The 21,102-nt window shown below is 57.2% G+C and carries 18 protein-coding genes and 1 tRNA gene; 5 read left to right on the top strand and 14 right to left on the bottom strand.

The genetic code is table 11. The features are described 5' to 3' along the window. Window positions 1-123: 123 nt before the first annotated feature. The 3 genes from HMPREF2681_RS04515 to HMPREF2681_RS04505 all read right to left on the bottom strand — a co-directional run bounded on the left by HMPREF2681_RS04515 (window position 124) and on the right by HMPREF2681_RS04505 (window position 4,332). Entirely contained in the window at window positions 124-978 is an 855-nt protein-coding gene (locus tag HMPREF2681_RS04515) for a serine hydrolase domain-containing protein (RefSeq protein ID WP_070546250.1), read from the bottom strand. A 10-nt stretch (window positions 979-988) separates the two neighbouring features. After that, the gene (locus HMPREF2681_RS04510) at window positions 989-2,371 is read right to left on the bottom strand and encodes a dicarboxylate/amino acid:cation symporter (RefSeq protein WP_070546214.1); all 1,383 of its coding nucleotides are present in this window, start codon (window positions 2,369-2,371) and stop codon (window positions 989-991) included. Window positions 2,372-2,688: 317 nt separating this feature from the next. Continuing rightward, on the bottom strand, window positions 2,689-4,332 hold the full coding sequence (locus tag HMPREF2681_RS04505; protein WP_083295715.1) for a DHA2 family efflux MFS transporter permease subunit: 1,644 nt from the start codon (window positions 4,330-4,332) through the stop codon (window positions 2,689-2,691). Window positions 4,333-4,589: 257 nt separating this feature from the next. Between HMPREF2681_RS04505 and HMPREF2681_RS04500 the strand changes: the two genes are divergently transcribed. After that, window positions 4,590-4,663 (top strand) — tRNA-Ile (locus tag HMPREF2681_RS04500). Window positions 4,664-4,683: 20 nt separating this feature from the next. Here HMPREF2681_RS04500 and HMPREF2681_RS04495 read toward each other — a convergent pair. Further along, a complete protein-coding gene (locus HMPREF2681_RS04495; RefSeq protein ID WP_048732776.1) occupies window positions 4,684-5,250 on the bottom strand; it encodes a thymidine kinase in 567 nt (188 codons plus the stop codon). Window positions 5,251-5,344: 94 nt separating this feature from the next. On the opposite strand from HMPREF2681_RS04495, the gene HMPREF2681_RS04490 reads away from it, so the two are divergent. Next, window positions 5,345-6,349: a PfkB family carbohydrate kinase gene (locus tag HMPREF2681_RS04490; protein ID WP_069359224.1), complete on the top strand. Its 1,005-nt coding sequence runs from the start codon at window positions 5,345-5,347 to the stop codon at window positions 6,347-6,349. Between the two features lie 69 nt (window positions 6,350-6,418). On the opposite strand, the gene HMPREF2681_RS04485 is transcribed toward HMPREF2681_RS04490, so the two are convergent. The 9 genes from HMPREF2681_RS04485 to HMPREF2681_RS04445 all read right to left on the bottom strand — a co-directional run bounded on the left by HMPREF2681_RS04485 (window position 6,419) and on the right by HMPREF2681_RS04445 (window position 17,045). Beyond that, complete coding sequence (locus HMPREF2681_RS04485) at window positions 6,419-7,051, bottom strand: MusI family membrane protein (RefSeq protein ID WP_070546210.1); 633 nt, start codon at window positions 7,049-7,051, stop codon at window positions 6,419-6,421. A gap of 115 nt (window positions 7,052-7,166) precedes the next feature. Continuing rightward, window positions 7,167-8,063 carry a carbohydrate ABC transporter permease gene (locus HMPREF2681_RS04480; RefSeq protein WP_042389412.1) on the bottom strand — a complete coding sequence of 299 codons (897 nt, stop codon included), beginning with the start codon at window positions 8,061-8,063 and terminating at the stop codon, window positions 7,167-7,169. An 18-nt stretch (window positions 8,064-8,081) separates the two neighbouring features. Next, window positions 8,082-8,927, bottom strand: a complete 846-nt coding sequence (locus tag HMPREF2681_RS04475) for a carbohydrate ABC transporter permease (RefSeq protein ID WP_016423090.1) — start codon at window positions 8,925-8,927, stop codon at window positions 8,082-8,084. A 179-nt stretch (window positions 8,928-9,106) separates the two neighbouring features. Next, window positions 9,107-10,390 carry an ABC transporter substrate-binding protein gene (locus HMPREF2681_RS04470; RefSeq protein ID WP_088611979.1) on the bottom strand — a complete coding sequence of 428 codons (1,284 nt, stop codon included), beginning with the start codon at window positions 10,388-10,390 and terminating at the stop codon, window positions 9,107-9,109. Between the two features lie 525 nt (window positions 10,391-10,915). Continuing rightward, window positions 10,916-12,127, bottom strand: coding sequence for a DUF4032 domain-containing protein (locus tag HMPREF2681_RS04465; RefSeq protein ID WP_172620277.1), 1,212 nt, complete (start codon window positions 12,125-12,127; stop codon window positions 10,916-10,918). 81 nt (window positions 12,128-12,208) lie between these two features. Continuing rightward, window positions 12,209-13,345, bottom strand: coding sequence for an ABC transporter ATP-binding protein (locus HMPREF2681_RS04460; protein ID WP_069359226.1), 1,137 nt, complete (start codon window positions 13,343-13,345; stop codon window positions 12,209-12,211). 97 nt (window positions 13,346-13,442) lie between these two features. Further along, window positions 13,443-14,717, bottom strand: a complete 1,275-nt coding sequence (locus HMPREF2681_RS04455) for a PhoH family protein (protein ID WP_042388806.1) — start codon at window positions 14,715-14,717, stop codon at window positions 13,443-13,445. A 169-nt stretch (window positions 14,718-14,886) separates the two neighbouring features. Continuing rightward, window positions 14,887-16,323 (bottom strand): FtsX-like permease family protein, encoded by a 1,437-nt coding sequence (locus tag HMPREF2681_RS04450; RefSeq protein WP_070546208.1) that lies wholly within the window; start codon window positions 16,321-16,323, stop codon window positions 14,887-14,889. Continuing rightward, the gene (locus HMPREF2681_RS04445) at window positions 16,320-17,045 is read right to left on the bottom strand and encodes an ABC transporter ATP-binding protein (RefSeq protein ID WP_070546206.1); all 726 of its coding nucleotides are present in this window, start codon (window positions 17,043-17,045) and stop codon (window positions 16,320-16,322) included. Before HMPREF2681_RS04445 ends, HMPREF2681_RS04450 begins: the two co-directional genes overlap by 4 nt. A gap of 117 nt (window positions 17,046-17,162) precedes the next feature. Between HMPREF2681_RS04445 and HMPREF2681_RS04440 the strand changes: the two genes are divergently transcribed. The 3 genes from HMPREF2681_RS04440 to HMPREF2681_RS04430 all read left to right on the top strand — a co-directional run bounded on the left by HMPREF2681_RS04440 (window position 17,163) and on the right by HMPREF2681_RS04430 (window position 20,309). Continuing rightward, window positions 17,163-17,954: a sensor histidine kinase gene (locus HMPREF2681_RS04440; RefSeq protein ID WP_083301589.1), complete on the top strand. Its 792-nt coding sequence runs from the start codon at window positions 17,163-17,165 to the stop codon at window positions 17,952-17,954. Beyond that, on the top strand, window positions 17,954-18,667 hold the full coding sequence (locus HMPREF2681_RS04435; protein WP_049170138.1) for a LuxR C-terminal-related transcriptional regulator: 714 nt from the start codon (window positions 17,954-17,956) through the stop codon (window positions 18,665-18,667). The genes HMPREF2681_RS04440 and HMPREF2681_RS04435 overlap by 1 nt, the downstream gene beginning before the upstream one ends. A 121-nt stretch (window positions 18,668-18,788) precedes the next feature. After that, window positions 18,789-20,309, top strand: coding sequence for an acetaldehyde dehydrogenase ExaC (locus tag HMPREF2681_RS04430; RefSeq protein WP_070546204.1), 1,521 nt, complete (start codon window positions 18,789-18,791; stop codon window positions 20,307-20,309). 184 nt (window positions 20,310-20,493) lie between these two features. Here the strand turns inward: HMPREF2681_RS04430 and HMPREF2681_RS04425 are convergent, their stop codons facing one another. After that, entirely contained in the window at window positions 20,494-20,931 is a 438-nt protein-coding gene (locus HMPREF2681_RS04425; RefSeq protein WP_070546202.1) for a hypothetical protein, read from the bottom strand. Between the last annotated feature and the right edge of the window lie 171 nt (window positions 20,932-21,102).

The raw sequence follows: 21,102 nt of genomic DNA, 5'->3' as shown, positions 1-21,102 counted from the left end.
TATGATTGTTATTTCCGAGACGGCTGCTGGCAACCCTCAAGTTGTCCTTAATCCCCCAGATGTGATTTAGCGCTGAGACGAAAAATCGGCGCCGCAGCCGACGCCGACTTAGCTCATATCCCCTTAACCTTTAGCGTGTTCTTCCAGTTCACGCCATAGTTCGTCGTTGAAGTCAGTCCACAGCGGCTTGGCCCATTCGCCGAAAGCTCGGTCGGTCAAGGCGATTGCCGCCCGCCCGGTTGGACGATGAAGCCACAGGAACGTGCCCGCCTGCCCGAAGTGGCCTGCGACATCCTTGGGCATCGAGGCGCCAAACCACAGCCCCTGCTTGGAATCGGGGTGCCCGAAAATCTCAAAGCCCAGGCCCCAATCGGCCGGACGTTGCATTCCATAGCCCGGCACGACACCATTCAGGCCCGGGAACTGCACGGTCAACGCTTCGGAGACGGTACCTGGGTGCAGGAAAGTCGGGGTGAAGATCTCATCGACGAAGACCATGAGATTAGCGACACTGCTACGCGCGCCATGCCCTGCCGAGCCATCCAGCACGGAATCTGACATCCCCAGCGGCTCAAACACGGCCTGGCGCAGGTATTCACTAAACGGCATGTCTGCCTCCGCAGCGATGGCATCGGCGATGATTTCAAAGCCCGCGGAGGAGTAAATGCGCCGCTCCCCTGGTTCTTTTTCCAGCTCACGGCTGGCAAACCTCACCCCGCCGGCGTGCGCCAGAAGGTGACGCACAGTCGCGCCGTGACCGGGTGGCGTGAGCTCTTGGTCGAGCTCCACCGCGCCCTCCTCGACGGCCACAAGCATGCCCACAGCGGCCAGTAACTTGGTCACGCTAGCGAGCTCAAAAACGCGACCGCTATCACCGTGGGTATGCCAACTGCCATCGTCGGCACGCACGGCAGCCGCGACCGTGTCAACTGGCCACTGATCAACTTGCGCAAGAACAGAGGGCTTCCAAGAAGTCATGTCCTCAAGACTACGCAAGCGTGGCGGACTCGGATTTTTCGGCGGAATCGGACTTCTCAGCAGGCGCGTCTGCAGACTCGTCGTCCGACTCGTCGGCTGGCGACAGGTCGGCGTTGGCGCTGGCGTCCCACTCGTCCTTATCCCAGATTCCCGCACGCTTTGCGACGACCAACGGGACCACGGCCTGACCGGTAACGTTCACCGCAGTGCGGCCCATATCCACGATCGGCTCGACAGCCAGCAGGAGGCCGACACCGGCAAGTGGCAGGCCAAGGGTCGACAGGGTCAGGGTCAGCATGACGGTAGCGCCGGTGGTGCCAGCAGTTGCAGCCGAACCGATGACGGAGACGAAGATGATGAGCAGGTAGTCCGTGAAGTCCAACGGCACACCGTAGAACTGCGAGACGAAGATAGCCGCGATAGCCGGGTAAATGGCGGCGCAACCATCCATCTTCGTGGTGGCGCCCAGCGGTACGGCGAAGGAGGCGTACTCATCCGGTACTGCCAGACGACGGGAGACAACGCGCTCAGTGACCGGCATGACGCCCATAGACGAACGGGTGAAGAAGCCGAGCGAGGTCACTGGCCAGACGCGACGGAAGAAGTCGATTGGGCTAATGCCATGAATCTTCAGCACAACTGGGTACACAACTGCGATGACCAGGAACAGACCAATGTAGATGGCAATGGCGAACTTGCCCAGGCTGCCGAGCGCTTCCCAGCCATACTCAGCGACGGCGTGGCCGATGAGGGCTGCGGTACCAATTGGTGCCAGACGGATGACCCACCACAGGACCTTCTGCACGATGGTCAAAAGAGAGCCGGAAAACTCGATGAATGGCTCAGCCTTCGGGCCAACCTTCACTGCGGCGACACCGAAGACAATCGCGATGACCAGCAGCTGCAGGACGTTGAAGTTCAGCGAGCCGGATACAGCACCGTCAGATTCGCTGATCTTCACGCCAAGGCCGAGGAAGTTCTGCGGGACGATGCTCTGCAGGAATCCCCACCAGGAGCCCACGGAACTCGGCTCCTGAGCTGCCGAGGCATCCACGCCAGAGTTAACGCCTGGCTTGATGACCAAGCCCAGCACGATGGCGATAACCACCGATACAAAGGATGTAATGGCAAACCAAATCAGCGTCGAAACAGCCAGCTTGGCTGCACCTGCGACCTGACGCAGGTTGGCAATCGACACTACGACTGCGGTGACCACCAGCGGTGGGATGAGCAGCTTCAACAGCGTGACGTAGGTACTGCCGACCTCGTCGAGCGCTGTGCGCAACGAGGAGTCATCGCCAGTACTGCGGGCCATGAAGCCCAAAATGAGACCAATAATCAGGCCATAGACAACTTGGGCACCGAAGCCGGTCGCCCATTTAAATCTATTCACTTTTCCTCCTGGATATTTCTTTCTCTGAAAACACTTGTGCCGCGCCTTATGCCGTCTGACAAATGCGCGCGACGGGATCCGAGGCCGCTGAGCTCAGCCTCGAAGAGACAGGCGCAGCGAGGCGGAAGCTCCGAAGTGTTTAGCGACAGGAGGAAGTGGAGATTCGGCCGTAATCGAGCCAACGCCGCTTTGTGAGCATTTTCATGTTGGTCATTTCTATCTAGCAAGTCCGGTTAAGAGACAAACGATAAGACTGCCACGATTGATGTTGTGACACCAATTTCCAACACGGCCCCTCACCCGAATATTCCACATCGCTAATTCGATTTCTCAGCCTGCCTGCGCAACTGCAGTACCTTCAGCGAGCAGAGGAAGCCAATAGTCAACGCGCCGACAGCGGAATACAGCGCAAACTGCGTGGCATGTGCAAACGCATTTGTCAGCGGCACCAACACACCGTCGGGAGCACCCTGCGCACGCAGACCAATCAGCATCGAGCCGGCGGAATCCTTCAGCCCCTGCCCCATCTGCTCCAGGCCCGGCGACAGCTTCGCGATCTCACGATCCAGCCCAATCGTCAGCGCCATACCACCGAGCGCAGCACCGAGCGCCGAACCAATCTGCCGAATCGTCGACTGCGTTGCCGATGCCTGCCCCGACAGCCGCACCGGAATATCACCAAGCACCAACGAGGTCAGCTGCGCCGATGCCAGACCAAGACCCAGACCGTAGACAATCAATGCAAACACAACCAGCCACAGCGGCAGGTCAACGCGCTCTTCGGCCGCCAACTGCAGCGAACCAAAGACCTCGAGACCAAGGCCCACAATCACCACACCGGCCGGGGTAATCCGAGCTGCCAGATGACGCGCCATGGCACCTGCGAAGAACGCACCGAGAGCCATTGCTGCCAGGACCAGGCCGGTTGCGATCGTCGATAAGCCAATCGCCGACACCAGGTAGAGCGGCAGCACGAAGACCAGCGCGAACTCACCCACCGCGACAAGCATCGCCGTGGTATTCCCCCAGCTGAACGTGGCGTAGGAGAACATCGACACGTCCAACAGCGCAGGATCCGCGTTCTTCCGACGACTGTTTTCCCACAGCACGAAAGCGACAAGCACCACCGCACCAACTAAGAGCGTGACGACGGGTGCGGAGGGAAAAGCAAACCCTATCTTGGCGCCTTGAATGATGCCGAAGACCACGGCACCAAAGCCAATTCCAGACAACACCAGGCCAAGGACATCGAAGCGACCCGCGCCATTGGTATCGCCTGCGGTGTTCGGCACCCAGCGCAGCGCAAGGACGAAAAGCACGACGGCGATGGGCACGTTGACCCAGAAGATAGCTTCCCAACCAGCAAACTGCGTAAGCACGCCACCCAGGAGTGGGCCGACTGCTGCAGCACCAGACATGACCGCACCCCAGATGCCGAATGCGGTGGCACGATCTTTATCACGGAATAGTGCGTTCACGCTGGACAGTGTTGATGGCAGAATGCACGCGCCACCAATGCCTTGGATGACGCGGGCAATGACCAGTGGCGCCAAGGCTGTGGAAAGTGCGGCCACGACGGAGCCGACCGTGAAGATGACCAGACCGACGAGAAAAAGCGTTCGACGGCCGAAGCGGTCGCCAGCGCGGCCAGAGGTCAGGAGTAGTGCGGCGAAAACGACCGAGTAGATCGTGGTAATCCACTGCGCGCCCACGATGTCAAGGCCCAGCTCCGAAATGATGGTCGGCAATGAAACACCAACGATGGTGCCGTCCAGGACAATCATGCCGAGGCCAACCGCGAGCACGAGCAACCCCCACCACCGCTGTGGCGAGGCCCCGAACTCAGCAATCTGATCCTCGTTGGCGATTGCCATGACGGGGGTGCCCTTCGCTTTCGCTGTGGCACCGGTTTGTGCGTCGACTGAGACGTCGGCGCTGCTCAAGGAAGGTTTTGTACTCATAGGATTAATGCTAGAAGTGTCCTAGGGCTGATTCATCAACCGAAAGTCGTAACTTTGCGGAAAGATCAGCTTCGTTGAGAACGGGGATTACCTTCGTCGACACGGAAACACTTAGCTTCATTGAACCCACGCAATGGCAGCCGAACCCGCTGGGTATAGGGCTTTTATCACCGCACGGTGGCAGATTGCTATGATGCTATGAGGTTTTGGGCACTGGTTCATAGTGCTTAATTGTCACTTCACAATGCCCAATCCTTGCCCCTATAGCTCAGTCGGTTAGAGCAGAGGACTCATAATCCTTTTGTCCCAGGTTCGAGCCCTGGTGGGGGCACTAAAAACTCTGGGCTCTACTCACGCCCATTTACCCGACATCCGGTTGTAGCAGCTGGCGCATAGGGAGATGTACTTCGGCGCTTCGAGTGCCTCAATTTCCACGGTTTCGCCGTCGAGGATAATGCTGCCGTCCGGATTCAACCGTGCAGTAAAGATGGCCTTCTGCCCACAGGTGCAAATTGTCTTGATTTCCTCAATGGTGTGGGCAACTTCGAGCAAGCGCTGGGAGCCTGGGAAGGCATGCGTGCGAAAGTCGGTACGCAGACCGTAGCAGAGCACCGGAGTACCGCGAAGGGTAATTCCCAGCAACTGATCGACCTGGTCAGGGGTAAGAAACTGTGCCTCATCGATGATTAGACAATCGTAGCCGTCGGCAAGCGAGGAGAGGTCATCGCCATCGTGGATGAGGTGCGCGCGTTCCGCGATTCCGATGCGGGAGTGCACGTCGCCGTCAGCCAAAGTATCCACGGCCGGCTTGGCGATCAACGGCCGCATATCGCGCTCGCGGTAGTTGTGGGCGACGCGGAGGACCTCGATGGATTTTCCGCTGTTCATGGTTCCGTAGCGGAAGTACAGTTTTGCCATAGCCATCGATTGTAGGGCATCGATTCGCGGGCTCTGACGGCTGTAAACTCGGGCCGCCAACACGGATTTGAATTCCCGACTATCCTTTATTTTTATGCAGCCGATTCCTGACCTGAATGAGAATCCAACAGTTGTTGTATGTGGATCTATCCACCTAGATACCTTGGTACAGGTCGATAGTGTCCCCGCAGAAGGTGGCACGCTCATCGTTGATGACGGCACGAATATGCTGGGCGGCAAGGGCGCTAACCAGGCCGTTGCTATCGCTTATGACGGCGTCCGTGCGATCATGGCCGGTACGGTTGGTGAGGACCGCGCAGCGGATTTCGTGGTCGAGGAACTCAACGCACACGGCGTAGATGTCCACTCCATTCAGACGTCCTGGGATTTGCCGACCGGCAGCGCTTTCGTCGCAACGAACCGCAAGGGTCGCCCGGTGATTTTTGTCCAGCGCGGTGCCGATGCGCTAACCGACCCCACCGATTTCGTCGACGAGTTCGCATCAGCGGATGTCGTGCTCGCGCAGGGCGAGCTCCTTCCGGAAGCAACTGAGGCCATCGCGTCCGTCGCATCCATGTACAGCGCGCGACTGGTGCTGAACCTCAATCCGGTCGTAACCGTTACACCTGCCCTGATTGACCATGCAGATCCGCTGATCGTCAACATGAAGGGCGCCTGGGAAACAATCCGTCGCCTGGACATCGCCGAAGGAATCCGCGCTACCGACTACCGCGCACAGCTCGAGGCGCTTCTGCAGTACTGCCCCAGTGTCGTCATGCTCCGGGGCGACCACGGCTGTCTCTTCGCACAGCACTCCGACGGTCTCGACGACGAGCCGACAATCTACGAGCACCCCGCGCTCAAGCTGCCAGAGGAGAAGATTGTCGACGGCACTGGCTCCGGTGATGCGTTCGTCGGCACGCTCACCGCGGAACTGGCTAAGGGCACCTCGCTTTACGACGCCGTCCCCCTGGCCACCGCAGCAGGCGCAGCAGCTGTACAGGCGGTCGGCGCATGCTCCGCTTTTGCACGTCGCGAAAAACTGCTGGAGATGGTCGAGGCGGAGGATTTTCCCCCTGTGAAAGAGTACGCGGGCTAAGGGTCGTCAGCGGCCTGGTGTGCGAGCTGGCACCGATTAAGTCAGTGCCAGTGGGGCCAGCGGGAGAACCTACCCAGCATTGTCTGGCAGAACGGGCTCAAGCGCCAGCATCACCAAGTACCAACTCAACGCGTACCCGATGAGGAAGACATAGGTAGCAATCGCGTAGATTTTCGCCGGGAAAAAGAATATGGCCGCGGGCACGATGAGAAGCGCCAATACTGCGAGCGCAGTCCGCGGCAGGTTTTTGACGGTCATGCTGGTGGCCGTTGCCAGGGTTCGGCGGAGCGACGAGTGACCGTCGGAAAGCGAGCACAGCGAGTAGACCCACGCGGTAATTCCCAGCAGTATTAGCGCCCCGGAGGTAACTCCTGCGGCGAAGATCAGGCCGACAGTGCCGAGGTCCGCGCGGGAGATAACGTAAAACTCATAGCCAATGCCACTGGCGAGAACCAAGGTGAATAGCCACCACACGGTTGGTGTGCGCCAATTGTCCAACAGTGCGCGCAAGAAGCGCCGTACGGGCCTTGAGCCTTCGTCACGGACCATGTCGCGAGCGACTACTACTCCAGCGCGAGTTGCGGCGCCTGCAGTGACTATCGGGATGGATGCGACGATCATCAGCAGGTTGATGATTACAAGGTCTGCTAACAGCGACCAGGCTGCGTAGAACTTTGTATCGGTGCTGAAAAATCTATCCACGGGTTCATATCCTAATAAAGGCTGATTAACAGACGAAAGCCTCAACCTACGCGGTTGAGGCTTTCGCTTTCGTAAAACGCGGTGCTTGGCGTCCTATGCGCTAACGCTTAGGCAGCTATCCCTTAACGGCACCCGCAGCAACACCCTCGATAATGTGCTTCTGGGTGGCGACGTAGAAAATCACAATCGGAATGATTGCGAGCACCAGCATTGCCATCATCGCGCCAAGGTCACGGTTACCGTTGGAGCCAACGAAGCTCTGCACGACAACCGGGATGGTCTTGTACTTAGTAGACAGGCCAATGACCAGGTACGGCAGCAGGTAGTCGTTCCATACCCACATAGCGTTCAGAATGGCGACAGTCACTGCAGTCGGCTTGAGCATGGGCAAAACGATGCGGAAGTAGTTCTGCATCGGAGATGCGCCATCAATCATCGCGGCTTCCTCGATGTCAATCGGGATGGACTTGATGAAGCCGGCAAACATGAAGACCGACAAGCCGGAGCCAAAGCCCAAGTAGAGAACCACGATGCCGATTGGGTTGTTCAAATGCAGCATGTCGGCGATCTTGACGGTCGGGAACATCACCATCTGGAACGGGATGACCATCGAGAACACAAACAGGTAATACAGCAGCGAGGTCCACCACGTCTTCACTCGCGTGATGTAGTAAGCCGTCATCGCAGAGAAGAACACAATCGCAATAACCGAGAGGATCGTGATGACAAAGGACCACACGATCGCCCAGCCGAAGCCCTCCTTCATCAGGCCGACGGCGTAGTTTTCGAACCCGACCCACATGTCACCTAGTGGCAGCTGGAAGGGGTTATCTGAAATTGCGAACTTGGACTTGAACGAGTTGAAGATAATGAACGCGATTGGCCCCAAGAACACGACGGTCAAAAACACCAGAATCGCGTAGATGATGACCTTAGATACGCCTCCCACCTTGGCCTCGTCCTGCTTAGCGGGCTTGGCCTTGGGGAGCTTGGTGGCCGTTTCAGTGGTCATTGCAGCGTCGACAGACATTTATGCCTCCACTTCCTTGCTGCGAGTAGCACGCAGCTGCAGCATCGCGATCGCTACGACCACGACGACGAATATTACTGCCTTGGCTTGACCAACGCCCTCCACACCAATTCGGTTGAACATGGTGTTGACGATGTTCAGAGCAACCATTTCTGTCTCTGAACCCGGCGCACCATTGGTCAGGGCCAAGTTTTGATCGAAGAGTTTGAAAGTGTTCGACAGAGTCAAGAAGAGGCAAATGGTAATCGATGGCATGACCATCGGGATAGTAACGTGCCGCAGAATCTCCCAGCGTCCGGCGCCATCAATCTCCGCAGCTTCGATGAGCTCCGGTGGGACATTCTGCAGACCGGCAATATAGATAATCATCATGTAACCGACCAGCTGCCAGTTGATGAGGATGATCAGACCGGCGTAACCGAACTTCCAGTCGGACACAATCGTCGTACCGTACGATGCCAGCACGGCGTTAATCATCGACTGCCAGGTATAACCGAGCACGATGCCACCGATAAGGTTCGGCATGAAGAAGACTGTGCGGAAGAAGTTCGTGCCCTTCAGCTTGCGCGTCAGAATCCATGCGATCCAGAACGCGAACAAGTTCACAGTAATGATGGAAACAACAACCACCATGAGAGTGAATCCGAAGGAGGCGACGAAGCCCTCGCGCTCACTAAAGGCCTTCTGGTAGTTCTCGATACCAACCCACTGCGCATTAGTGATGGTTGTGAAGTCAGTAAATGATAGGAAGAAACCGATAACGAACGGCACCAGGAACGCGATTGCAAAGGCAATCAGCGTGGGTAGCACGAAAATTGGGAAATACTTTTTCAATGTTGCTTGCATCTACAACACCGCTCCTAAAGCTAAAGGCGGAGCCCGGTGCCTCGAGACCGGTTTAACAGGTCACCGAGCCCCGAGCTCCGCCTTGCCATTGGATGAACTCATTCCGTCGGTTGTTCATGCGCGAGAAGCTTTCGCTTCACACTCACCGATGGAATGGATCACCATTGATTTGCTGGTATTTAATTGTTCGGAGATTCCGCATTCCAGCTGTCGGCGAAAGTCTCGACAACCTTGTCCCACGGCATCTTTCCGGAAGCGTACTGCGCCAGCGCTGCGCCAAAATCATCCTTGAACTGCTGCGACGGGAAGTACTGGAAGTCCCACGGGATGGTGGTCAGGTCCTCGTTCTCAATTGCTGCGGCCACTTCCTTGGCCAGCGGGTCATTCGGAGTGTCGGCTTCAGTGAAGTTCTGGAACGGAGCGATGAATCCGAGATCCTCGACGACGTACTTCTTGCCCTCATCGGTGTTGAACAGCCAATTGACGAAGTCCTTCGTTGCCTTTTGGGAAGCCTCCGAAGCCTTGGAGTTGACCGTCAGGTAGTTCTCAGTACCAACCGAGATGCCGGTCTTATCCTCGTCCTTCAGGCCCATGTACATAGGCATGAACTTAATCTTGTCCTGCTTGACCACGTTGCCGGAGACATCGTTGATCTGGGACCATGCCCAGTTGCCATTCTGAACCATAGCGGCCTTGCCCTGGGCGAATTCCGCCATCGAGTCGGACACAGCCTTCGACGGGGCCAGAGTCTTTTCGACAGTGGAGTTATTCAGGTACAGATCAAAGAGGTTCTTGAACTCCTTGTTGTACTTGAACTTCACATCAGCGGTTTCCTTGGTGCCAAGGTCCTCGAATTCATAATGAACCGGTCCGTTGGCCAAGTGTGTCTGCCAGCGCCAATCCTCACCGGATGCAAGCGAGGTGGAAGCGAAGGTGCCGGAAATCCCCAGCTTGTCCTTCTTGGCCTGCATGTCCTCAGCAACTTCCTTCAGCTTTCCGAAGGCCTTAATCTCGTCGATGCTCTTGGCCTTGGCATCGGGCAGCGCGAAGTACTTGTCCATGATCTCTTCGTTATAGATCAGGCCAAACCCCTCGACTGCAAACGGGACGCCGTATACCTTGCCGTCCTCGCCCTTCAGCGGCTCGATGCCCTCGTTGAGGTTTTGTGCGATCTCAGTGTCAGACATGTCTGCCATGTATTCCTGCCAAGTACGCAGGCCCGCCGGACCATTGACTTGGAACAGTGTTGGCGCGTCCTTTTTACCAATCTCGGCCTTCAGAGTTTGCTCATAGGAATTCGAAGCAGCAGTAACGACCTTGACCTGGACACCAGTCTTGTCAGTGTATGCCTTCGCAATCTTCTGATATGCGGCATCCTGCTCCGGCTTGAAGTTAAGGAAGTAGACACCACCATCTGCAACCGCATCATCACTCGAGCACGCAACCAAACCAGCGGTTGCCATCAGGCCTGCTGCACACAGAGCTGAAAGGCGCTTGAAGTTCTTCACTATATTTTCTCCCTTGAGAAGAAAGGCCACTTCAATGGCATCCTCCGAGCAATTCGGACGAATATTTGCCAGCAGCCGTGGCCTAATTGGATTATCCCGCCCTGCGGCTAGAAGTAGCCTTTCATGCGAACTTCGACGCCACCCACGCGGGTATTCGGTCTCACCAAAATCTTACTTGACCAAAACCAATTTAGGTTGGCCTTCAGCCAGCTGTGAACAAATGCAAAGGAGAAAAATAGCAAAAGCTCTCGAAAGCACACCTAGAATTTGAGCTGTTTTCGAGCTGTTTTCGCTGAACAGAGCCGCCTACCGGCACCAAAGTAAGCACCTGGCCGCGACAATCACACGCAGACCCGACAACCACCCGACCACCAAAAGCACCCCTGTTTGGCGTGAATGTATATTTTTATAATATCCTGGCGAGTCGTTTACTTGTCACTTTTGAAATAATCGTACGCTCGACAGTCTGCTTCTAGAGAGCTACTCGACCTCATCGCTCGCCGGAAGATATACGGACTCGTCGCGATGCCCGGGCAACACTCGGTCTACGTAGCTCTGCACCGCTTCTTGAAGCGGCACATCCGCACGGCGTTTTTCTGCCATGTACCAGCGATGCTCCAAGACCTCGTGGAAAACCTGCGCATCCTGCAGCCTTCCACGCAGCCCCTCGGGCACAGCCAGGATTGTGGCCTCGAAAACTTCACGCAGCCATCGGTGCGCAACCTGCTCTAGCGGAACCCCTTCAAGACCTTCCGCCAACCGAAAGGTCTGCATACTATTGAGCATCCGCCTCGCTTGCCGTTCTTGAACATCCAACCCCGTCAGTCGCATTAACTGCCTATGGTGATGCCCTGCGTCAACCACTCGTGGTCGGAACACAACGCGGCCACCATCACTGGTGACTTTCAGCTCGCCAACATCGAAACCGAGGTCGTTGAGCCTGCGAATCCGCTCATCGACAAGCCAAGGCTCCTCAACACCAATAGATTCTTCCCCCGTCAGCTCTTGCCACAGGTCCTCATAACGCTCAATAATGCGCCTACCCACCGCAATTACGTCCAACTCAGGATCGAGGAATCCGCCGGCCTGCAGATCCATGAGCTCTCCGATGATGTTGGTATGGGCAACGTCAACGTCGTAAAGCCTGCGGGAATCTGAGAGTGTGCCTTGCAAATCTCCCGTTTCCGCGTCGACAAGGTAGGCGGAGAAAGCGTCTGCGTCACGACGAAACAACGTGTTCGACAGCGACACGTCGCCCCAGTAAAAACCAAGGAGATGTAACCGAACTAGCAGGACTACCAGCGAGTCAATCAGGCGGACCACAGTTTCGCGGGTGACCTGTTGAGAAAAAACTGCACGATACGGCAGCGAATACTCGAGATGTTCTGTGACGAGTGCCGCAGTTAACGGTTCGCCATCTGGATCCTTGCGGCCAGTAATGACCGCGAGCGGGCGAACCGATGGAGCACCGAGCCTGACCAGGTCACGCAGCATTCGATACTCATGATGAGCAGTGAACTCACCAATTTCTTTCACTGCAATGACGCGGTCATCCAAGTTGACGAATCGAACAATGTGCCGCGAAATTCCCTGAGGTAGGGCGGCTAACAAATCATCTGGCCACTGTTCCAGAGGTATATGCCAAGGAAGGCGCAAAAGCTTTGAAGCCACCGTTGTCGCGGCTATTTTCATAGTTTCCGACACGGTGGCTCCTAAAACTGTCTTACTGTCCCACTGCCCTACCAGCTACTCATTTCATCTAAACGAAAGAGTTTAGGCCGGAAGGCGCATACCAGTCGACTTCGAGAACAGGTGCAGCATGCCCGGACGAATCTTGCCGTAAACTACCGAGCCCAACTGCGGCGCGGTGCGCGGGGCGGTACGAATAACCACCTGACCGTGTTCCTCTTCGTCCGGGTTAGAGGAAGATCCGGAGCTCAATGCTCCGCCACCGACGAGATCGCCATACATGAATGCATCGGAGCCCAATTCCTCGACCAAGTTAACCTGCACCGGAATGACGTCATCGCCCGGCCCCTCGACCAGGTCGAATGCCTCCGGACGGAAGCCCACGATAATCTGGTTCTGATCCTCCGGCACGATTGCAGCAAGTGTGGCTTCCGGCAGCTTAATCTTGGCCTCACCCAACGTGGCGTAACCATTAGAGACGTTGAACGTGCCCAGGTTCATCGCAGGCGAGCCAATGAAGCCCGCGACGAATTCGTTTGCCGGGGTTTCGTAGAGTTCCCGCGGGGTACCGACCTGCTGCAGAACACCGAAGTTAATGACCGCGATGCGGTCGCCCATGGTCAGCGCCTCAGTCTGGTCGTGGGTGACATACATGGTGGTCACACCCATCCGACGCTGCATGGCCGCAATCTGAGTACGGGTTTGAACACGCAGCTTCGCGTCCAGGTTCGACAACGGCTCGTCCATCAGGAACACCTGCGGCTTGCGCACAATCGCACGCCCCATTGCCACACGCTGACGCTGACCACCGGATAGAGCCTTAGGCTTACGATCCAGGAACTGAGTTAGATCCAGGGTCTTCGCAGCTTCTTCGACACGACGGTCAATCTCGTCCTTGTCCACACCAGCAATCTTGAGCGCGAAGCCCATGTTCTCGCGCACCGTCATATGCGGGTACAGTGCGTAGTTCTGGAAGACCATCGCAATATCGCGATCCTTGGGCGAGACATTGGTCACATCACGATCTCCAATGAAAATCTTGCCCTCATTGACCTCTTCCAGACCGGCAAGCATGCGCAGTGTTGTGGACTTACCACAACCGGAGGGGCCCACCAGAACCAGGAACTCGCCATCGGCAATTTCCAAGTTGAACTTGTCCACAGAAGGCTTCGTCGCACCAGGGTAAATGCGAGTGGCATCAGCAAAAGTCACAGTAGCCATGTGAATACAAACCTTTCATCGGCAGGTACGTGCCGAACGATCCGAGTGAAAGTAACCGCAGGAACAGCTCCTACGTATCTGCCTCACAAGCTTACTCTTAATCGAGTAGTCCCGTAACGAGCTCCGCAATCTTCGAGCGCTCCGAGCGCTTCAGCGTGATGTGTGCAAAAAGCTCGTTGCCCTTGAGTTTTTCAATCACCGCCTGCACGCCGTCATGGCGGCCGACGCGCAGGTTGTCACGCTGCGCCACATCGTGCGTAAGGATGACTCGGGAATTGCTACCAAGACGCGACAGCACCGTCAGCAGTACGTTGCGCTCCAGCGACTGTGCCTCATCGACAATCACGAAGCTGTCATGCAGGCTACGACCGCGAATGTGTGTCAGTGGCAGTACCTCCAGCATGTCGCGCGAGGCAATCTCATCCATCACGTTGTCTGAAACCAATCCCTCCAGGGTGTCGTAAACAGCCTGCGCCCACGGGTTCATCTTTTCGTCCTCACTACCTGGCAGGTAGCCAAGGTTCTGACCACCTACCGCGTAGAGCGGACGGAACACCACAATCCGGCGATGCAGTCCGCGCTCCAGCACCGACTCCAGTCCCGCGCACAGCGCAAGCGCCGACTTACCCGTACCGGCTCGGCCGCCGAGGGACACAATCCCCACCGAGTCATCCAACAGCAGGTCAAGCGCCACACGCTGCTCCGCCGACCGCCCCTTCAGGCCAAACGCCTCCGTATCGCCCCGCACAAGCTTGACGACGCCCGGGGCGCTCACCCGTGCCAGCGCAGACTGGCTACCAGCGCTGAGCTGCACGCCGCAGTGCAGCGGCTGATCCTGGATCTGCTCGAGCTCAAGGAACCCATTGGCGAAGAGACGATCAATTTCCTCCGGGTCGACGTCTACTTCCACCATTCCCGAGTACCCAGTCAGAACGACGTCCTGGGCGCGGTAATCGTCGGCAGGCAAGCCGACCGCACCAGCCTTGACGCGAAGCGGAATGTCCTTGGTGACCAGCACGACATCATGTCCATCGTGCTGAAGATTAAGGGCGCAAGCGAGAATGCGGTGATCGTTTTCGGCGGTGCGGAAGCCTGCGGGAAGGATGGAGGGATCGGAGTGGTTGAGCTCAATATGCATAAACCCGCCAAGATCATTGGCGGGCACAGGCCGGTCCAGGTGGCCGTAGCGGTAACGCAGCTCTTCGAGGAAACGGAGCGCTTCTCGGGCGAACCACCCCAGCTCTGGGTGGTGGCGCTTGGCCTCCAACTCACTCACCACGACCAGCGGAAGCACAACTTGGTGCTCATCGAACTTCTTGGTGGCGTGGGGATCGGACAGCAGGACCGAGGTATCAAGCACGTAGGTACGCATGCCCTCAGGCTAAAAGTCAGAGGTAGAAATTACGTGGTTGTGAGATGAATGCTTGGTTATCAGATGAACCACAGTTGGTTACAGGCTCTAATCCTCAAGTTGAACCCTAAGGAACTGGCCGAGCACCGAGCACCACTGCCCGGCCACTCCACTGCCCTTTTAATGGCGACTAGTCGTTATGGCGAATCTGTCGACCCAGCAACTTGTGGCGAAGCGGATCAACCGCCAAGGTCACAGCGCCAACTGATACAACTCCCACGAGGTACGCCAGCGCAACAACAAGTGAGCGTTGACCAAACGTGATTTCGTTCGCAATCGGGCCGAACATGGTGGCTCCCAACAGCGCACCCATAACAAAGCCGAAGATGCTGGTCGCAAGCATGGGAAAGAATGTCTGCTTGAAAGTGACCGTGCGGTGGAAGCTGATTGGCGTCCCGATGAAGTCCAGCGCCTTTGTCAGCGATGCCTCTTCATAGACGGCTGAGGCCTGAGTCAAAAGCGTTGACACCAGCAACAGAATGAAACCGATTACGAAAGTGATAGTCACACCGGTTGCAATATCGTGCGCGAATGTGACATCTGCAACCTCTTCAATCTTGTCTTCGCCAGGCACCATCATTGTGTAGCCAAGCAGCAGAGACAGGAAGGCCATGGAACTTACTCGACGCCACGATTCCTTAGCGTTAGTCGCGACTCGTCGCGTCGCCACAAAATCACTTGAAGTACCGAAGAAGCTGGAGATGCGGGCAACAAGCTGGATAAAGAAAGGCGCCACCAGGCCAATTGCCCAGACCATCAGGTACATCATCGCTGCGACACCAAGCGTGGCAGTGACGGTTCCACCCGCGATATTGGAGTTGGCAATCACGTATAGGACGATCGCACCGATAACAACGGCCACAATCATGCGCCAAGCCTTCATCGACTTGGGCACTTCCTTGCGGCTAACGCCGAGTGGTGAAATCATCACCCTTCGCAAACCAACCACAGCCGCATAGAGCGCGAGGAGCACCACGGCAACCCAGACCAGCGGGTAGCCCCACCAGGGCAGCAACATGTCCCAGGTATCCAGGTAGTCATTGTCGAACTTGATTATCGCCCAGAATGGCGCAGTGGCCACCGACAACAACGTGCCCACGACAAGCCCTACAGCTGCCAATACGAGGGTTTCGATAATCACCATGCGCGTAACTGCCCCGTTAGACAGACCAATCAAGCGCAGAGTTGCCAATCGCTGCTCACGTCCTGCAGCGCCAAGCACCGCCGACTGTGCCACGAGCGAAACCATTGCCGGAATCACAAAAACACAGGCCACGAGTGCCAGCTGCAGGTACATCTCGCCCTGACCTTGATTCATGTAATCCTCGGGTGTTGGGTTCGGCGGCAGCTTTGGCTCAGCCTGCCAACGGCGGTAAAACATCGCCGTGCCACCGACGACGACCAACGCCAACCAGGTACTCACGGTCATGGCCACCACGGACAATGCGGACAGCCAGCCGTTTCCCGAATGGGATTCACGCCCGGCGCGCTGCAGCCGCGTGCTCAAGTCCGCTAGTGCGCCGGTAGGAATTCTCTGGGGTTTTGTTGCTTCAGTTACGGTGCTCACTTTGTAACCTCCGCTCCTGCCAGCATGCGGTCGTCGTGAATCAGGCCATCGCGGATCTCCACACGTCGACGACACCAGTCGGCCACCTTCACATCGTGCGTGACCATCACCAATGTCGTGCCAGTCTGCTCCACCAACGCGGTGAGCTGCTGCATGACCTCATGGCCTGTGGACTGGTCCAGCGCGCCAGTCGGCTCATCGGCGAAGATGACACCTGGCTCGCCGGCCATCGCGCGGGCAATTGCCACACGTTGTGCTTGACCGCCGGACATCTGTCCTGGGCGACGGCGCGTGAGGTCCTTGAGCCCCAGGCGGTTGAGGACATCGTCGGCAAGCGCGAGTGACTTCGAGCGCTTCTTGCCCTGCAGAATCATTGGCAGAGCAACGTTTTCCCTGGCAGTCAGCTCGGGAAGGAGCTGGCCATCTTGGAAAACGAAGCCGAAGTCGTGCAGGCGGAGGGCGGAGCGGTCGGCGTCGGAAAGCGAACTGATCTTTGTGTCACCGAAGATGACGTCGCCGTCGTCCGGTAGCAAAACGCCGGACATGCAGTGCAGCAGCGTGGACTTACCAGAACCTGACGGTCCCATGACTGCAACCGTTTCGCCGGGCTCAATGGTCAGCGAAATGCCGGTGAGAACGGGAGCGGAATTGTAGGACTTGGTGATGTCGCGGATACAAAGTCGTGCGTTTCTGGGGCTGTTGTTCTCTGTCATGGCACTCATTTCACTCGCACGGAGGCGATTTCAACACCGTGCCCACTTTCCTTTTGCGGTAGTGCTAGGTCTACCATGCCGGAAATTAATTCCTCCGCACACAGAGCTTTCGTACCATGGGAAACTATGGAGCTGAAGGATTATTTCCGCAAATATATCGGCGCGAACCGTCGCGAAAAAGCGCATAAACGCAGCTACGAGGAATCCGCCGCCGCCCGCATCGCCGAACTTACCGCTTCACGACGAACAATTGCCGAAGCCTTTGAGATTGAACGTCGCCGCATTGAAAATGACCTCCACGACGGAGCTCAGCAATACATTGTTGCGGCTTCAATGAAATTAGGACTTGCGGAATTAGAGGCCTCCAATACTGGCAATGAGGAACTAATGCAGCTCCTGTCGGAAACGCGCGGCCATTTGGAGGATGGCCTGCGGGCCTTGCGGCGAACAGTCCATGGCATCCATCCGCAGGTGTTGCGCGATCGCGGACTGCAAGCGGCTGTTGAGGAAATTGCTGAAGGATATGGCCCTCACGTTGTTGTACACACTCCCTATCCGCTGCCGGAATTGGAGGAAAGCGTGCTCGCCGCGGCATATTTTTTCTGTGCAGAAGTGCTGACAAATGCAGCAAAATATGCGCCGAATGCTCCTGTTTCTGTGCTGCTCACCTCAGATCAAACACTGAATATTTCAATTACGGACCAAGGCCCAGGTGGGGCAAAATTGGGGCGCGGATTGCGGGGCATGAAAGAGCGCCTGGCCACTTTTGACGGTGCGATGACCATGCACTCTCCCGAAGGCGGGCCAACGCAGGTAATAGCCAGAATTCCCTTGATGCTAAATCGCTGGGAATCGGGCATTGGAGAAATAGAAGGCATGGATATGGAAAGCGTGGAGAAGAAAGGTGCGGCGAAATAATGAAAATTGTCATTGCGGATGACTCGGCACTCCTGCGGGAAGGAGTCGCGGGGCTCGTCGAAAAGCGCGGACATGAAGTGATTGCGATGGTCGACACTGCGCACGGTCTGGTGGCGGACATCGATGACCGGTTTGACGACTCGGGCGAGCTGCCAGACCTGGTGATTACCGATGTGCGCATGCCTCCGAAGATGAGTGACGACGGCCTGCGGGCCGCAGTGGAACTGCGCGAGCGTTATCCGCAGCTGAATGTCATGGTGCTGTCGCAGTATGTGGCGCCGGCGTATGCGCGTGAGTTGTTCTCGCCGGGAGGTGCTGGGGTTGGTACTGGGGCCGGCTCAAGTGGCAGCAGCTCGAGTGGCGGGACCGGGTATCTGCTCAAAGACCGCGTTGGCCAGGTGCTGGACTTCTTGGGTTCGCTCGAGGTCGTCGCAGGTGGTGGCGTGGTGATTGACCCTGATGTGGCGACGGCATTGATGCAGTCCGGCAAATCGGGGCTAGCCAGTTTAACGGCGCGCGAACGCGAAGTGCTCGAGCTGATGGCACGCGGCAAGTCCAATAAGCAGATTGCCGATGACCTCGTGCTTTCCGGGGCGGCGGTGGCGAAACACGTGTCCAACATCTTTATGAAGCTGCATCTGGAGCCCGGCGAGGAAAACCGCCGTGTGCGGGCAATTTTGGAATTTCTCACGGCGACGTCGGGGCAGATTTAGGGTCGGCAGCAATCGCATCTCTCGCAAAAGCGATGAAAAAATAAGTGTTGATTATGACACGAGTCACAATTTAAAGTTGGCTCATACGTTTGTTGTTTCCCTATAGAAAGGACGTGTCTACATGACTGTTTACGCCAACCCCGGCACCCCCGATGCAATCTTCACGTACAAGGAGCAGTACGAAAATTTCATCGATGGTAAGTGGACACCTCCAGTAGACGGGCAATACATGGACAACTCCACCCCGGTTACGGGCGAGGTTTTCTGCCGGGTTCCGCGGTCTAACGAGAAAGACATTGAGCTCGCTCTCGACGCCGCGCACAAGGCGAAGGACTCCTGGGCCTCGGTTCCTGCGGCCGAGCGGGCGCTGATCCTCCACCGCATCGCGGACCGTCTGGAGGAAAACCTTGAGAAGATTGCCGTCGCCGAGACCTGGGAGAACGGCAAGGCCATTCGCGAGACCCTCGCCGCTGACATCCCGCTCGCAATCGACCACTTCCGCTACTTCGCCGGGGCCACCCGCACGCAGGAGGGGCGCATCTCACAGATTGACGACAACACGGTCGCCTACCACTTCCACGAGCCACTCGGCGTCGTCGGCCAGATTATCCCGTGGAACTTCCCCCTCCTGATGGCCGCATGGAAGATCGCCCCGGCCCTCGCCGCCGGCAACTGCATCGTGCTCAAGCCAGCAGAGCAGACCCCCGCGTCGATTCTCATGCTCACCGAGATTATCGCCGATTTGCTTCCGGACGGCGTTCTCAACATCGTCAATGGCCTCGGCACCGAGGCCGGTGCTGCGCTGACCGCAAGCGACCGGATCTCCAAAATTGCGTTCACCGGATCGACTGCCGTGGGCCAGCTAATCAACAAGGCAGTGTCCGACAAGATTATTCCAATCACGCTGGAGCTCGGCGGCAAGTCCCCATCCATCTTCTTCCCCGACGTCATGGATGCCGACGACGCGTTCCGTGAGAAGTGCATCGAGGGCCTGGCCATGTTCGCGCTGAACCAGGGCGAGGTCTGCACCTGCCCGTCGCGAGCCCTGGTCCACGAAGACATCGCTGATGAGTTCCTGAAGCTCGCGGTCGAGCGCGTCAAGCAGATTAAGACCGGCAACCCGCTGGATACGTCGGTACAGATGGGTGCCCAGGCGTCCCAGGAGCAGCTGGACAAAATCTCCGGATACTTGGAGTCCGGGCCGACGGAGGGCGCGGAGGTTCTCACCGGCGGCAACGTCGCCAAGCTCGAAGGGCTGGAGGGAGGCTACTACGTCGAGCCGACCATCTTTAAAGGCAACAACTCGATGCGTTTCTTCCGTGAGGAGATCTTCGGCCCGGTCCTGGCCGTGACAACCTTCAAGACTCTGGACGAGGCTCTCGACATTGCCAACGACACTATCTACGGTCTTGGCGCCGGCGTGTGGAGCCGCAACCAGAACAACGCCTACCGCGCTGCCCGCGGTATCCAGGCTGGCCGCGTATGGGTGAATAACTACCACAGCTACCCTGCTCACGCAGCCTTCGGCGGTTACAAGCAGTCCGGTATCGGCCGCGAGAATCACTTGATGATGCTCGAGCACTACCAGGAGACCAAGTGCATGCTCGTCTCTTACGACGAGAACCCGACTGGCCTGTTCTAAGAATCCGACCCCTTGGGGCTAGGCGGTTTGTCGATTCCGATTCACGTCCGATGAAGGTGTCGACAATCGCCTCTGCCCCCCAAAAAAACGCCCTCCGCGCCTGGCAGGTTACGATGGTCGGCCTTAACCTGACGCACCAGGCGCTGGCGACTCCAAAGTTAGAGGCCTAGCTCACGGCCGCCAGCTAGGTCTCTCTTTCTTTCTTCACTTGCCGGTACCACCTACGCATCCGATTAATCGCGGCACTGGCGGCCCATCCGCCAAGAAATAGTAGCGGGATGTAGAAGAACACGACATAGGCGACGGCTAGGCCGTCCTGGCCATCGAGCGGCGTGGTGAGAAATAGGAATGCCAGATCGCCAAGCGCGGCAATTCCTGCGCCGGTAGCTGCTGCGACAATGCTCCGCGCGCTGGTCATCCCCCGAGCCAACGACCCATCACCGGCGAAAACGGCTATTGCTCCGACCAGCATTACTGAGACCAGCATGGACACAATCCACGACGCAATTCCTTCGTCGTAGGCGAGGTTGGGCTCCGGCAAGATTAGCCCACCTAAAACACTCCACGCGACCGCGGCGAAAAAGGACGCCAGCAAGGGGCGAGTTATACTGTCGAGCCTCATGCGTCCCAGGTTACGTGAGATGACCTCCAAAAATGCTGGATCTCCCCTCCTCAGTGGAGAATCGAGTCACGCCCGCAAGAGCAAAAATCCCCCGACCATAGAGTGGGTTAAGTAGCAAAACTGACAACCCCGAAAAATTATGGGCTGCAAATGTGAAACTGTGTGAGTTTA

The sequence above is a fragment of the Corynebacterium sp. HMSC064H12 genome (genome assembly GCF_001809925.1).
Classification (GTDB): domain Bacteria; phylum Actinomycetota; class Actinomycetes; order Mycobacteriales; family Mycobacteriaceae; genus Corynebacterium; species Corynebacterium jeikeium_D.
This window is presented reverse-complemented; position numbering and strand designations above follow the sequence as displayed.